At 58.4% G+C, this 14,136-nt stretch carries 13 protein-coding genes; 2 read left to right on the forward strand and 11 right to left on the reverse strand.

Features of this window, described 5'->3' with window-relative positions:
- Positions 1-106: 106 nt before the first annotated feature.
- The 5 genes from LG290_RS15685 to LG290_RS15705 form a co-directional block, all read right to left on the reverse strand.
- Positions 107-1,630, reverse strand: coding sequence for a tripartite tricarboxylate transporter permease (locus LG290_RS15685; protein ID WP_160418330.1), 1,524 nt, complete (start codon positions 1,628-1,630; stop codon positions 107-109).
- A complete protein-coding gene (locus LG290_RS15690) occupies positions 1,630-2,082 on the reverse strand; it encodes a tripartite tricarboxylate transporter TctB family protein (RefSeq protein WP_499835586.1) in 453 nt (150 codons plus the stop codon). Before LG290_RS15690 ends, LG290_RS15685 begins: the two co-directional genes overlap by 1 nt.
- On the reverse strand, positions 2,082-3,083 hold the full coding sequence (locus tag LG290_RS15695; RefSeq protein WP_160418334.1) for a Bug family tripartite tricarboxylate transporter substrate binding protein: 1,002 nt from the start codon (positions 3,081-3,083) through the stop codon (positions 2,082-2,084). The genes LG290_RS15690 and LG290_RS15695 overlap by 1 nt, the downstream gene beginning before the upstream one ends.
- Before the next feature lie 191 nt (positions 3,084-3,274).
- The gene (locus tag LG290_RS15700) at positions 3,275-4,006 is read right to left on the reverse strand and encodes a response regulator (RefSeq protein ID WP_499835587.1); all 732 of its coding nucleotides are present in this window, start codon (positions 4,004-4,006) and stop codon (positions 3,275-3,277) included.
- A gap of 48 nt (positions 4,007-4,054) precedes the next feature.
- The gene (locus tag LG290_RS15705) at positions 4,055-5,740 is read right to left on the reverse strand and encodes an ATP-binding protein (RefSeq protein WP_499835588.1); all 1,686 of its coding nucleotides are present in this window, start codon (positions 5,738-5,740) and stop codon (positions 4,055-4,057) included.
- A 293-nt stretch (positions 5,741-6,033) separates the two neighbouring features.
- Here LG290_RS15705 and LG290_RS15710 point away from each other — a divergent pair, with 293 nt between their 5' ends.
- Positions 6,034-6,456 (forward strand): CBS domain-containing protein, encoded by a 423-nt coding sequence (locus LG290_RS15710; RefSeq protein WP_499835589.1) that lies wholly within the window; start codon positions 6,034-6,036, stop codon positions 6,454-6,456.
- Between the two features lie 52 nt (positions 6,457-6,508).
- Here LG290_RS15710 and folK read toward each other — a convergent pair whose 3' ends face one another.
- Complete coding sequence (gene folK / locus LG290_RS15715; RefSeq protein ID WP_499835590.1) at positions 6,509-6,961, reverse strand: 2-amino-4-hydroxy-6-hydroxymethyldihydropteridine diphosphokinase; 453 nt, start codon at positions 6,959-6,961, stop codon at positions 6,509-6,511.
- 208 nt (positions 6,962-7,169) lie between these two features.
- Here folK and LG290_RS15720 point away from each other — a divergent pair, with 208 nt between their 5' ends.
- Positions 7,170-7,919 carry an SDR family oxidoreductase gene (locus tag LG290_RS15720; protein WP_499835591.1) on the forward strand — a complete coding sequence of 250 codons (750 nt, stop codon included), beginning with the start codon at positions 7,170-7,172 and terminating at the stop codon, positions 7,917-7,919.
- A 75-nt stretch (positions 7,920-7,994) separates the two neighbouring features.
- On the opposite strand, the gene ybiO is transcribed toward LG290_RS15720, so the two are convergent.
- From ybiO to LG290_RS15745, 5 genes are all read right to left on the reverse strand, one after another.
- On the reverse strand, positions 7,995-10,379 hold the full coding sequence (ybiO, locus tag LG290_RS15725) for a mechanosensitive channel protein (RefSeq protein WP_499835592.1): 2,385 nt from the start codon (positions 10,377-10,379) through the stop codon (positions 7,995-7,997).
- 63 nt (positions 10,380-10,442) lie between these two features.
- Positions 10,443-10,874 (reverse strand): YqaA family protein, encoded by a 432-nt coding sequence (locus tag LG290_RS15730; protein WP_160418352.1) that lies wholly within the window; start codon positions 10,872-10,874, stop codon positions 10,443-10,445.
- A gap of 4 nt (positions 10,875-10,878) precedes the next feature.
- Complete coding sequence (locus LG290_RS15735) at positions 10,879-11,706, reverse strand: IclR family transcriptional regulator domain-containing protein (RefSeq protein ID WP_499835593.1); 828 nt, start codon at positions 11,704-11,706, stop codon at positions 10,879-10,881.
- Between the two features lie 79 nt (positions 11,707-11,785).
- Positions 11,786-12,580 (reverse strand): enoyl-CoA hydratase, encoded by a 795-nt coding sequence (locus LG290_RS15740; RefSeq protein WP_499835594.1) that lies wholly within the window; start codon positions 12,578-12,580, stop codon positions 11,786-11,788.
- Between the two features lie 54 nt (positions 12,581-12,634).
- Positions 12,635-13,918: an ATP-grasp domain-containing protein gene (locus tag LG290_RS15745; protein WP_499835595.1), complete on the reverse strand. Its 1,284-nt coding sequence runs from the start codon at positions 13,916-13,918 to the stop codon at positions 12,635-12,637.
- Positions 13,919-14,136 lie beyond the last annotated feature (218 nt).

Here is a 14,136-nt window from a genome sequence, read left to right on the forward strand (position 1 = left end):
ACGACATAAACCGCCGGTGTTTTGCCCATGAAAACGGGGCGCCGACTTTCGTCGACGCCCCGTTTTTTTCGGTACTACTCGCTTCCAGAAACAATCGCTTCCAGGATCAATCGCTTTCAGGCGTACCTTCAGTGGGTGCCTTCATCCGACGGCGTAGGATGGGGCCCACGATATAGGGCAGGATCAAGCCCAGTGCCGCGAAGACCCACAAACCGATGGCCAACCCGCTGTCCCACAGAATCATCCAGTCACCGTCGGAGATATCCATGGCATGGCGCAGGTTCTTCTCCATTTCCGGGCCCAGCAACAAGCCGAGGATCACCGGCACCAAGGGAATCTCCAGCTTGCGCAGTACGTAACCGCCCACCCCGAAGGCCACCATGAAATAGAGGTCGAATATGGTGTTGCTGATCGAGTAGATGCCCACGAAAGCCACCATGGTGACAATCGGCAGCAGGTACATCGGCGGCACCGAAAGCAGCTTGACGAAGATGCCCACCAGCGGAATGTTGAGCACCAACAGCAGGAAGTTGCCGATCAACAATGCCGCGATCACGCCCCAGACGATGTCGGCGTTCTGGGTGAACATCAAGGGTCCCGGGGTGATGTTGAGCGAGATCAACAGCGCCAAGAGTACCGCCGTGGTACCGCTGCCCGGTACGCCAAGAGTCAGCATGGGCACCAGGGCACCGCTGGAAGCGGCGTTGTTGCCAGCTTCGGGCGCCGCCACACCGCGTGGGTCGCCTTGTCCGAAATAGCCTTTCTTGCCCAGCACACGCTTTTCCAAGGTATAGCTGATGAAGCTACCCAAGGAGGCACCGGCGCCCGGCAATACCCCGGCGACAAACCCCAGCACCCCACCACGGAAGCTGGTGGGCAGGATATCGCGGATATCCTTCCAGGAAAGCGAGAGCCTGTTGACCTGCATCTTTTCCTTGCCGCCACCGGCGCGCTCCTCGATGAAGAACAGCAGCTCGGAAATGGCGAACAGCCCCACGATGGCGATGATGAAGTCCACGCCCTCGAAGAGTTCGAGCACGCCGAAGGTGTAGCGCGGCACCCCGGTGTTATCGATGCCGACAGTCGCGATCATCAGGCCGATACAGGCGGCGACCACCGTCTTGATGGGGTTCTTGCCGGTGATTCCGCCAAGGGTGGCGAACGCCAGCAAGAAGAGCGCGAAATATTCCGCCGGGCCGAACGTCAGGGCGAAGTTGGCCAGCAGCGGTGCCAGCAGGATCAGACCGATAGTGGCGATCAGGCTACCCACAAACGAGGCCACGGCGGAGATCGCCAGCGCCTCGGAGGCCTTGCCCTTCTGGGCCATGGGGTAGCCGTCCAGGCAGGTCATCATCGCCGGCTCATCGCCGGGAATATTCAACAGGATCGACGAAATGCGCCCGCCGTACATGGCCCCGGCATACACCGAGGTCAGCATGATCAGGGCAGTTTCCGGGGCCAGCCCCAGACTGAAGGCCAGCGGAATCAGGATGGCCACGCCATTGGCCGGGCCCAACCCCGGCAAGGCACCGATCAGGGTACCCAGAAAAGCGCCAAGCAAAGCGAACATCAGGTTATGCGGCTGCAGAGCAACGCCGAAACCGTCCATCAGATAGCCGAGGGTTTCCATCAGTTCACCTCCAGGAACGAAAGCAGACCCAACGGCAAAGCGAGATCAAGCGCAAAACTGAACAGGAAGTACACCACCACCCCCGAGACTGCCCCGGTGATATAAGCATTGACCGGGGGCGCGCCCATCCGCCAGCAAAGCGTTCCCACCGCCAGCGTGGTGCTGATGATGAAGCCCAATGGCTGAAGCAGCATGGCATACAGCAGCAATACCCCCACGGCGATAATCAGCTCGATGCCGGTACGGCTCCAGGGCCAGGCATTGTCAGGATCGGGGCGGACGATCAGATATAGGCTGGAAAGTGCCAGCACCACGGCCAGCAACTTTGGAAAAGTATCGGGGCCGACGGACTCGGCCCCCCCGAACGGTTCCGGGAACTGAGTCGCGGCCCAGCCGTACGCGACGGCCAGGACGATCATCAGGACCCCAAAGATGCGGTCGTTGAAGGTCATTACTGAATCAATCCGATATCTTTGGAAAGCTGTTCGATGTCCTTGATCTGATTGAGCACGAATTCCTCGAATTCACCCGCGGTCATGTGGAAAGGCATCAAACCGTTCTGGGTCATGACGTTCTGCCATTCCTCGCTCTGGTAGATGGTGTCCATGGCATCGGTCCAGTACGCCTCGGCGTCTTCGGAGATATCCGCCGGCATGTAGAAGCCTCGCCAGTTGGGACCCAGGGCATCGATGCCCTGCTCACGGGCGGTGGGGATGTCGGACAGATCGCCGGGTAGGCGCTCTTCGGAGAGGACCGCCAAGACACGCAGGTCACCGGATTCCATGAACCCCTGGGCTTCGGTGACATCGCCGGTAAAGGCATCAACGTGCCCACCGATCACCTGGGTCAAGGCTTCGCCGCCGTTGTTGTACGACAGATAGGCAATGCGCGGGAGGTTTTCGACATCGGCTGCCTGGGCGGCAATCAACACTTTGAGATGGTCCCAGCCGCCCTTGGCGCTACCGCCGGCGAACTTGACGCTACGCGGGTCTTCCTTGAGCGAGTCCATCAGTTCGTTGAGGTCATCAATCTCGGAATCGGCAGCCACGGCAATAATCCCGTAATCCGCGCCCAGAGCACCGATCCAGTTGACCATATCGGCGGACAGCCCCGGGAATTGCCCTTGGGCCAGACGCGTGGTGGTGGCAGTGGAGGCTGCGACCAGCAGATGGTCGTCACCGGCGCGCTTGCTCACGGTATGGGCAAACGCCACGCCGCCGCCGGCACCAGCCATGTTGATGGTCTGCACATTTGCTGGCACCAGATCGAGCTCCTGCATGACGTTACCCACGCTGCGGCAGGTAAAGTCCCAGCCACCGCCCGGGTCGGAGGGGGCGATACATTCCACCTTACCCTCCGGTTCGAAGGCGGCGGCAGTGCTGGAAAAAGTGGTAACAGCGGCTAGCGGCAGGGCCAGCAGGGTTACGTACTTCAAGGAAGGCTTGAGGGTCATGGCGTTCTCCACGTTTCAATCTGTTTTTGTAGTGATGCGTGTTGTGGCGATGTGTGGCACTTCACGCTGCGAACGTTAGAAGAATGCAGACCCTGGCGACAAGCTTGTGAACATAAAGCACAAAAAGAGCATTGTGAGCATTTTGTTCATTCTGTTCACGGACGCTTCTCAAGGCTTTTTCAAGGGCTTTCTTAAGGGCTTTCCAGCCAGCCGGTGGTATCCGCCTGCAACCGATAACGTCGCTCGGGCCTACCAACATCACCGTAGCCCAGTTCCGCTTCCACCACCTGTACCGATACCAGAAATTCCAGATAGCGCCGCGCCGTGGAACGACTTGCGCCCATGGCGCGCGCCACCTGCATGGCAGCCAGCGGTTCAGGCACTTGTTTGAGCGCTTCCACCACCGAGCGTAACGTCAGGCGGTCGATGCCTTTGGGCAAGGCACGCGTCCCTGCGTTTGATGAGTTTTCCGGGCGTAGCCTGGCCAAGGCGCGATCCAGTTCCTCCTGGCTCATTTTCCCCTGGGCCGCCAAGGCACTCCGCTCACGGCGAAAGCGCGCCAGCATCTGCGCCATGCGTGCCGCTTCGGTAGGCTTGATCAAGTAATCGAACACCCCGCCGCGCAAAGCTTCGCTGATGGTTTCCACCTCGCGTGCGGCGGTGACCATGACGATATCCACCTGGACGTAATCGCGACGCAGCGCCCAGAGCAGTTCCAGGCCTTCCACATCGGGCAGATAAGCATCCAGCAATACCAGCTGAACATTTGATGCATGGCGCGCCATCAGCTCGCGGGCTTCCGCCCCGTTGCGCGCCACGGCGACCACCTCAAAACCCGGGCTTTGTTCGATAAAGGCACGATGGATATCAGCGATGCGAAAGTCGTCTTCTATGATCAGGATTCCGTAATTCGAAGCGGGCATCCCTCCTCCTGCGATGTCGGGCATCGTCTTGTCATGGTTGGCGTGGGGTCAGGCAAAACCGGCTGGTGCGCGACACAGTGAGCGATCGAGCACCACGATAAAGCAGGCCCCGCCCAGCTCACTTTCCTCCAGCGTGATGGCACCGCCGTGTTCGCGGCATAGCCGCGCCACTAGTGCCAGGCCGATGCCACAGTGCTTGCCCGGCTTGGTCGAATAGCCTTCGCGAAAGATGTGTTCAATGTCCTCCGGCGGTACACCCGGGCCATTATCTTCCACCTCGATCAACAGCTGCTCGCCCAGATCGGTGAAAAACAATCGCACCTGAGGCTCATCGGAGGCTCCCTGCAAAGCGGCATGGCAGGCGTTATCCAGAAGGTTGCCTACCACGCTCATCAGCACTTCCTGGCCGGTGGCGGTCAACGGTTGGGAAAGCGAGCTCTGTTCGTCGATTTCCAGGCTGACACCAAGCTCCCGGGCGCGAGTCAGCTTGCCCAACAAGGTGCCGCTCAGCACGGCATCGGCGACATGCCGCATCAGGAAATTCATCTGCGCCTGGGCACGTTCGCTTTCCTGATGGATCAATGCCAGGGCGTCGTCGATGCGATCAAGCTGCAACAACCCCGAGATGGTATACAGTTTGTTGGAAAATTCATGGGCCTGAGCGCGCAGCATGTCCACGTCGCGACTGGCCTGACTAAGCGCCTGGGAAAGATCGACGATTTCACGGCGGCTACGAAAGGTCGCCACCGCTCCTTCGATTTCGCCTTCATAGGAAATAGGCACCCGGTTGACGACCACCGGGTGGTCCCCCAGCCACATTTGCTGATCGAACTGCTGCTCTCCCCGCTCCAGTACTTCAAGCAGGCGCGAATTAGGCACCACCGCCTGAATGTGCTGGCCCAACACGGCTTTTTCGGTAGCGGCCAATCCCAGAAAGCGCCGCGCCTGCTGATTGACCAAGGTGATGCGCCCTTCTCGATTGATCGCCAGGATACCTTCGTGGATCGACTGCAAGATGGCCTCTTTCTCCATGGCCAGACGGGCGATTTCATGCGGCTCCAGCCCCAGAATTACTTTCTTCAGATGGCGCGAGAGCAGGTAGGCCCCGGCAAAGCCGAGCACGATCATCGCCGCCACCAACCACCAGCCGAAGCTGGTGTGACGCCCCACGTCCATGGCGATTCGGTCAAGCATGAAGCCCACCGAGACCAGCCCGAGGATATTGCCTTCGCCGTCGAAGACCGGCGTCTTGCCGCGGATCGCCTTACCCAGCGAGCCGGTGGCTTCGGAGACATAGGATTCGCCGTGAAGCAGAGCTCGCTGGTTGTCACCGCCCACCATCGGCAAGCCAATCCGCTCAGGCAATGGGTGGGAGTATCGCACCCCCTGGGTATTGCCCACCACCACATAGCGCGCTCCGGTTCTCAGACGAATGCGCTCGGCAATCGGCTGGATGGTCGCAGCAGGGTTCTCATCGGAGAAGGCATCGATCAGCGCGGGAATACTCGCCACGCTCTTGGCCACCGCCAGGGCACGTTCGCCCATCTGGTCGCTGATGATCTCCGCCTTGCGATGATTGAGGTAAGTACCTTGGGCCAGCAACATGCCCGCCAGCAGTACCCCGACGAGCACCATGACCTGCAAGCGAAAACTACGCGTCAACCAGCTTCGCCGGGCACGTGCTCGGCGCCAACGCTGAATGTCGGCAATGGTTCGATAGCGAGGGGAGGACATGGCGGTACTCATCGGCGGTTGCTGCGCCAGTATGGCACGCCCGATGCTTGAGGTTAATCGGTGCCTTTTGTTACTGAACTGGCGCAGTGGTAGTCGCTACTTCCCAAGCATGGTCACCATTTCATGACGTTAATTAAATTGAAATTTTCGCCATGGCCGACTAACTTTTTTAGAGCATGCAAGCTTGGACGCTCGGGTATTGCATCAGCGCTGAAGCAAAAGGGAAAGCAGGTAACACAAGCATCCGGCTAACGCGCTTCAAGTGATTGATTAAACGTAAAGGGAGACTAACGATGCAAGCCAAAGAAGTCATGACAACACGCCCAGAGTACCTGAATGCGGACGCATCCATCCGTGAGGTCGCCGAACTGATGCGCGATACCGACTCCGGCTTTGAGCCTCTCGTCCGGGGTGCAAAAGTGGAGGGGGTAGTCACTGATCGAGATATCACCATCCGCGGCATTGCCGAAGGCAAGAACCCCGAAGACAACGCAACCGATATCGCGACGCAGGCCGCTCTCTACACCTTTTCAGACACGGATGTGGTGGATGTGCTGAAGAATATGCAGGAGCAGAAGGTTCAGCGCCTCCTGGTACTCAAAAGCCCGGACCAAAAAGACTTGGTGGGCATTATTACCGTGGGTGATATTGCCGATCAGTGCAAAGATGACGCAGTGATCAAGGAGCTGGTCAACTGCGCCAAACATTACCGCTAAGCACCTTTTCAAGCAAGATCGTTAAGGACTTTTCAGGCTGTCCGAGAGGCTTTTACAGCGAAGGGCAGCCTCGTCCATGCAACTGTCGCCCGCTACCGGAGAGCAGTTCATCCACCGGCTGGCGTACGTAATCATGCTGGTAATAGCCGTCGTCCACCACTTCGCCATCCCAGGCGATGATATCCAGGTCCATGGTGCGCGGGCCGGACTTGACCGGTCCGCGCACCCGGCCAAGCCTATCTTCTACTTCCTTGAGATAAGCACGAAAAACCTCTCGCTCCAGCGAGGTTTTCACCAATAAGGCGGCATTGAGAAAGTCCGGCTGCTCCTGCAACCCCACCGGAGCGGTACGAATGGCGCGCGAAGCCTTTATCAGCTCACACTCCTCCTTGAGAATCTTTTGGACCTGGGCAATATGCCATTCAGGTTCAATGTTCGAACCCACCGAAATCAGGCATTCATGCATGTCTCTCGACGTATCCGACGGTGACATCGGCTGCGGCATAACGGGCTACCTTGTATCAAGCTCAAATCGAAACGCAGCATGGCTGCCATGGCAAAGAAAAATATATAGAGAAATATACAAAACCAGTATGGAACTGTCTTTTGCCTAGCCTAGCGCTTTACGCTCCATGTGCAGGTACTGTACAACTTATTGACAAACGCTGCATTCACGCAGCCTGCCAGTCTACCGTATCAATGAGGGATAGTTCATGAGCTCATATGCTGCACTGATTACCGGGGGAGCCACCCGGCTGGGTCGCCACTTTGCCGAAGCATTGGCCGAGGCCGGGTTCGATATCGCCTTGCACGTCAATCGTTCCCGCGATGAAGCCGAAGAAGTCGCCACCGTCATTCGTGCCAAGGGACGAGAGTGCGAGATCTTCAGCTGCGATTTCATGCAAGAGGATGTCGCCGATCTGATCACAGCAGTGTCTCAGCGCTTTCCTCACTTGAATGTCCTGATCAACAGTGCCTCGGCTTATACGCCAGCATCGCTGGCCGAGACCGATATGGCCATGCTCGAAACCCAGTTTCGCGTCAACTTGTTCACCCCGCTGCTGCTGCTGAGGCATTTCGCCACCGTGGTAAAAGAGGGCCGCGTTATCAATATCATCGATAACAAGGTGGCTTATCACCAATACCCCTATGCGGCCTATCTGCTTTCCAAGAAAAGCCTGGCGGAAATGACCCGCATGGCGGCACTGGAGTTCGCTCCCCGCATTCGGGTCAATGGTATTGCGCCGGGGGTGGTGCTGCCTGCCTCGCAGCGCACCAGCGACTACATCCAATGGCGTATCGATGGTATTCCGCTCAAGCGTCAGGGCGACCCGGATCACTTGGTGCAGGCACTGCATTACCTGCTCGACAACCCTTTCGTGGCCGGGCAGATTTTGTTCGTGGATGGCGGCGAATCGGTCAATCTGGAAGGTCGGCATTCGGAAAACTACGCCCCTCTCTGAGCCGTTCATTTGCTATTGGATAACCAGCAGAAAGGGCTGCCGAAGCAGCCCTTTTGTGGTTTAGTTCCAGTCGATTCAGGTAGTTTCCTCATCATCGAAATCGCCCTTGAAAGCGGGGTTGGGTCTGGAGCGTGGGTTCTCCGAACGGTTCGACTCGTCGGAACGCGGCTGCCCGCCAGGGCGGCCGTCGATATCGAAAGGTTGCTGCATGACCCGCAGGTTGGCCGGGGGCGCTTCGCCCTCCTTACCCACACCGAAGTAGAGCGTGGTGTGCGGGAAGGGAATTTCGATGCCCGCCTGATCGAAGTGCAGCTTGACCAGACGATTATAGGCACGGCCGGTGGCCCATTGGGTGCCCGGGGTCGTCTTGATGCGTACCCGGATATTCACCGAGCTGTCGGCCAGGGCCACCACACCCGCCACTTCCAGCGGCGCCAGGATATTCATCTTGTGCTCTTCGTCATTCGACAGTTCATCGAAGGCGTTACGTAGCGCGATGATCGCGTCGTCGATGCTTTCACGATAGGCAATCCCGTACTCACCCACGTGATAACCGAACTCACGCATGAAGTTGGAAACGGTATCGACGCTCGAGAACGGAACGATGTGGTAGGTGCCGCTCAGATCACGGATGCCCACCGAGCGGATGCTCAGACGCTCCGCCGTGCCGGTGATTCCCCCGACCGTGACCACATCGCCGGTGTTCATGGCATTTTCCACCTGGATGAAAATCCCGGTGATGATGTCCTGCACCAGTTTCTGGGAACCGAAACCGATTGCCAGACCCAGCACCCCGGCACCCGCTATCAAGGGGCCGATATTGATGCCGATTTCTGCCAGCACGATCATCCCTGTCATGGTGATGATGGCGATCGCCAATGCATTGCGGAACAGGCTGAGCAGCGTCTTGGCCCGGGCATCCGGCTCGCCGGACCCGGTTTCGGGGTTGAGCTTGTGCTCGATCAGACTCGCCAGCCCCAGCCAGATGGCGATGGAAATGAACAGGATTAACGCTACCCCGAACACCTTGCTGACCAGCCCGCTCCCCGCTTCCGAGGCGTACCAGCCCACTAGGTCGAAGGCGCCCCAGGCATTGAGCACCACCATAACCACTACAATGAGGATGATCGTGCGGATAACCCTAAGGGCGTTGGGGACGTAGGAATTGAGACGAATTTCGAGTAACGGTAGCTTGCGTCGCAGGTCATCGGAAAGCGTGATGCGACGGCCGATGGCTTGCGTCAAAAACGCGGAAATCAGTAGGCCCACCACCACGGCCGCCAAGGTTTTCAGCGTCGCGAACAGCACAAAGGGCAATGCATCGGCGGGGCGTGTCAGCACCAGCACCAGCACCATCAGAAAATACAGCAAGGCAAACAGGTGCCAGGTACGCGCGAACAACGTCAACGACACTCGGCTGGCGGTAAAGCTCGAGTTGGCCGCCATCTGGTTGAGGTTATCGCGCAGGTGCACACGATTCTTGAGCACCACCGCCACGGCATAGATAAACGCCAATAGGATAATAAGCGTGCCCAGCATCTGTCCCAGCGACGTGGCCACGTAGAAGTTGACCAGTGGCACCACCACCATCAAACCATAGCCGACCATGCCAACCAGTCGGGCCAGCCAACGGTTCCAGTAGGAGGCTTCCAGCGTGGAAACCGGCAACAAGCGAAGGCCCTCATAGCGCGAGGAAAATAACATCCGAACCGCCGCCTTGAGCAGCTCAATCACCAGAAAGGCATTCAGGAACAGCGAGGCGCGGGTGGAAAGCTCACCGGCTTCTCCCACCGCAAAGGTAGCGATCAGGTTGCCGGCGACATAGGCCAGCACCACGACCAACACATCCAGCACGACGGCCAAGGCCACACATAATACCAGGCGCAACACCGGGTTGAGCCCCGCGCCATGCAGCGACCAGTTGCTGATCCTGGTGAATAGCGGCTTGGCAAAGCGGCGAAACAGGACGAAGGCAATGACGGTGGAGACAATCACCAAACCCAGGTTGACCGCTGCGCTGGTGAAGGCGGCCAGGTCGAAGGTGTTTTCTCCCTCGGCACTGAGCAGTTCTCTAACCAGCGAGCCCGTCTGGCCCAGCTGTTCTCCAACATCGCTGACCATACGGCTGGTCAGCTCCGCCAGCTGGCGGGGCAGCGAGACATCCGCCGGCGCCATGTCACTGCCTTCAGCGGCTTGTGCGGGCGAAAGCTCTGCACCTTCCGAGGCTTGCACAGCCAATTTACGCAACTGCTCAATCAGCTCCTGGCGCGCCTGGTCGTTCTCGAGCAGATCCGCCAGTGTGGAATACGCCGGGGGCTCGGCTTGCGATGATTCTTGCGGTGGATCGGCGGGACTGTCCAGCGTCAGTGTTGTCTGCGCCGAAACCGGCGCTGCCAGCAAGACCAGCATTGCCAACAACCAGATGCCCAGCCAGGGCAATAATCGTAATGGCGTCACCATAACCTCCGTATCGGTGGGGAAATATCAAAAGCTAACGTCTGTCTACTTTTTGTACAAGTCGGGCTACTGACACAGCGGGGAAAGCCACAGATGGGCCAGCGACAGCACCACCGCGTAGCGTCCGCCCTTGGCAATCAGTATCCATGCCAGTGCCCGCCACCAGGGCAAGCGAAATACACCTGCCAGGACGGTCAAGGGGTCGCCGATCACCGGCACCCAGGCGACCAGCAGGCTGTACTCACCAAAGCGATGGTACCAACCTTCGGCACGCGCCAATCCTTGAGGCGAGGCGGGAAACCAGCGCTTGTGCTGAAAATGCCTGGCGTAGCGTCCCATGGCGACATTGACCAGGCTGCCTAGCGTATTGCCGGCGGTGGCGACTATCCACAGCATCACCACCGGCTCGCCGAGGCACCATTGGCGCGCCAGCCATACTTCCGAGCCCCCGGGCAGTAACGTGGCGCTTAGCAGCGCTACGATAAACAGGCTTAGCATGCGATCAGCAACACTTGGGCGCCTGGCCTCCCAATGTTGCAGTGATCTCGGCGGCCACTTCCCGCACCAGCTCACCGAGTTCCATCAAACGTGCCTCAGGGATCCGCGCCACCGGCCCGGAGACCGAAATCGCTGCCAGGGGCGTCGCCGTTTCATCGTGAATACAGGCGGCTACACAATGCAGGCCGATAGCATGTTCTTCACGGTCACAGGCAAAGCCTTGGTGGCGAACCTCGCTCAGGTTCTCCAGCAGCGTCTCGGGCTGGTACAGGGTGTTATGGGTCACCTGAGCCAGCTCACGCCCTTCAAGCAGGCGCGCGCGCTCATCATCCGGCAACCAAGCCAGAAGCGCCTTGCCCACGCCGGAAGCATGCAGCGGTGCCCTTGAACCCAGCCGGGTGATCATGCGCATCATCTGCGGTGATTCATGCTGGGCGAGAAATACCGCTGTGGTAGCGTCACGCACGCCCAGGTTGGCGGTTTCCCCGGTTTCAGCAGTCAACCGGCGCAAGAAGGGGCGACTGGTGGCGACGAAATCACGTGCTTCGAGAAAGCTATTGCCGATACGAAACGTCTTGACGTCGATGCGCCACAACCCCTGCTCGCTTTCCTGGGTGACAAATCCCTGGCTCTGTAATGCCTGTAATAGGCGGTGTGTTGTGGAAGGGGCCAGATCAGCGGTCTCGGCAAGCTCGGAAAGCGCCATGCCGTCGGGACTGGCCGACAGATATTCCAGCATGTTCAGGCCACGCACTAACGACTGGCTGTGTCCGCCACTGGCTTTCTTGGTTCCCGCTGGGCGGCCCGCCGTCCTGCGCTTGACTTCATTCACCCTGTTTCTCCCGCTTGAAAACGTCAAAGCGCATCAGGATAACGTGCCAGCCCGGTGCTGTCGCCTTCACGGAAGGCGCTCAGCGATGCTTCCATTGCGGCGCGCGCTTGGCCATGAAGGCATCGATGCCCTCGGCTGCATCGTCTGCCAGCATGTTGCAGGCCATGGTTTCTCCGGCAAATGCATAGGCGTCTTCCAACGGCATCGCCAGTTGGCGGGCGAACATTGCCTTGCCGGTACGTATCGCCACGGCACTCTTGGCGCAAATACTCGTGGTGAACTCGGCCACGACAGCGTCTAACCCATCCTCCTCCGCGACACGATTGACCAGCCCCCACTCACAGGCCTGATCGGCACTAATGAATTCGCCGGTCATGAGCATTTCCATGGCGCGCTTGCGCGAGACGTTACGGCTCAACGCCACTGCCGGAGTGGAACAGAAAAGCCCCACATTGATACCCGAAACGGCAAAGCGGGCCGAACGGGCGGCTACCGCCAGATCGCAGCTCGCCACCAACTGACAGCCCGCCGCCGTGGCAATGCCCTGAACCCGGGCAATCACCGGTATCGGCAGATTGACGATGGCTTGCATTACCTGGCTGCACCGGGCAAATAGCGTTTGATAATAGGCCTTGTCCGGGTTGGCGCGCATCTGCTTCAAATCGTGCCCGGCGCAGAACGCCTTGCCTTGAGCGGTCAGCACCACGCAACGCGCATCTTGATCCTGAGCAATCTCATCAAGCGCCGCCTGGAGCGCTTCGAGCATTTCTTCGGAAAGGGCATTGAAGCTTTTGGGACTGTTGAGTGTCAGCGTGATGACCCCCTGTTGAGCATCTCGCTGAACCAGAGGCTCGGTTGTAACGCTAGTCGTCATCTTGTGTTCCTTTCTAGTTGTTCCTTGCACGAGGGTGGTTATCCACCATCGGCGTTAGTCCACGGGTTCGGACTCGAAGTGCAGGCTCTCCAGGCATTGCTGATAATGGTCGCGAAGCTGTTCATGATTCTCGGCCCCCAGAAAGATAATGCCGAGATGATAGGACACGGGATTCTGATTGGGCAACTCGCTGAGGCGCGTGCCCGGTTCAACTTTCAGCTGCACCCGGGTGCCTGGAAAACGCTCGGCAAGCGCATCGAGTTCCTCCCTGCTGGGCACTCGGGTAATGATCCGATCCTCATTGCCATAAGGAATGAAGCATTTGGCGGCAACGGCGAAGCGTCCTTCACGATTTGGCAGCGAAGGTCGCCTGCCCAGCGCAATGTCGACCATCACTGCATGGTTGGACATGCCATCGACCATGACGAATATTTGGCTATGCGACTGGGAGATACGCGGGTTGAACTCCACCACCCAGAGGCGTTCCTCTTCCTGGTTCCATAGGAACTCGACATTGAAGCCGCCATTGTCGTAGCCGATATGCTCGAGAAAGCGCTTGCTGGCCTCCACCATCTGCTGCTGGATGTGTTCAGGCATGCTCGAGGGATATTCCAGGCGGTCATACAGCGCCTCTTGCTCCTTGGGCTGATCGATTACCCCGTGCACGCTGAATTTACCCTGAAAAGCCACCCCTTCTGGGGCTGCCTGCCTGCCTGAGATTATGGCTTCGGCAATGCAGGTATTGCCGTTGGCGCGCTGAATTTCCTCGGGTACATCAATATACGCCAAGGCTTCATTGAAAGGGTCACCGAGACGATGAATGCCTTCGCGAGTTTTCTCGATGGCCTCATGGAACTGGGCGTCGTTCTCTATCAAAAACCCCAGCTGCGAGGAAAACGCCTTGACCGGCTTAAGCCAGAACGGATAGTCGAGCGTCACCTGATCCAGCGGAGAATCGGCAAAGGGGTCGACACTGCAAAAATCGGGTACGAACTCGGGAATCACCTTGCGTTGTTCCAGGCGGCTCCAATACTTGTGTTCACACTTGAGCACGCTTTCCAGCGAAGCAGCGGGAAGCCCGTACTCCTTACACAGCAGCGGCACCATGACGCTAGTAGGGAAATCCCACTGGGCGATAATCGCATCGATGGAGCCTGGAAAGGCGTCCAGTTCCTGACGCGCCTCTTCGACAAGCTTATTGAAAGAGAACGTTTCCGATGTCGTCAGCCTTTGCTCATCCAACAGATCATGAAAATTTAGCTGTTCGGCGTTATGCAAGGTTTCAAGCTCGGCATGTTGCCCCTGCTTCATCGCTGGAATAAAGACATTCTTCTTCATCGTTCCATCCTCCTTGTATCTCCGCCCATCAAGAGATCAGCGACGAACGTCAATCCAGCATGTCGCCCTCCTCTTTTGTATCGGGCCATGAAAACAACGTAGACAGAGAGTGGTTCCAGCGCAAAACACCAGGCCCCCTTTCAAAAGGGTCTTGCACTGACAATGGGACTGATCACTCCCGGGTGATAAGCTCTCGAGCCTGCATCGATCCGACCCTT

Source organism: Halomonas sediminis (genome assembly GCF_044871105.1).
In the GTDB taxonomy this organism is placed as follows: domain Bacteria; phylum Pseudomonadota; class Gammaproteobacteria; order Pseudomonadales; family Halomonadaceae; genus Vreelandella; species Vreelandella zhuhanensis.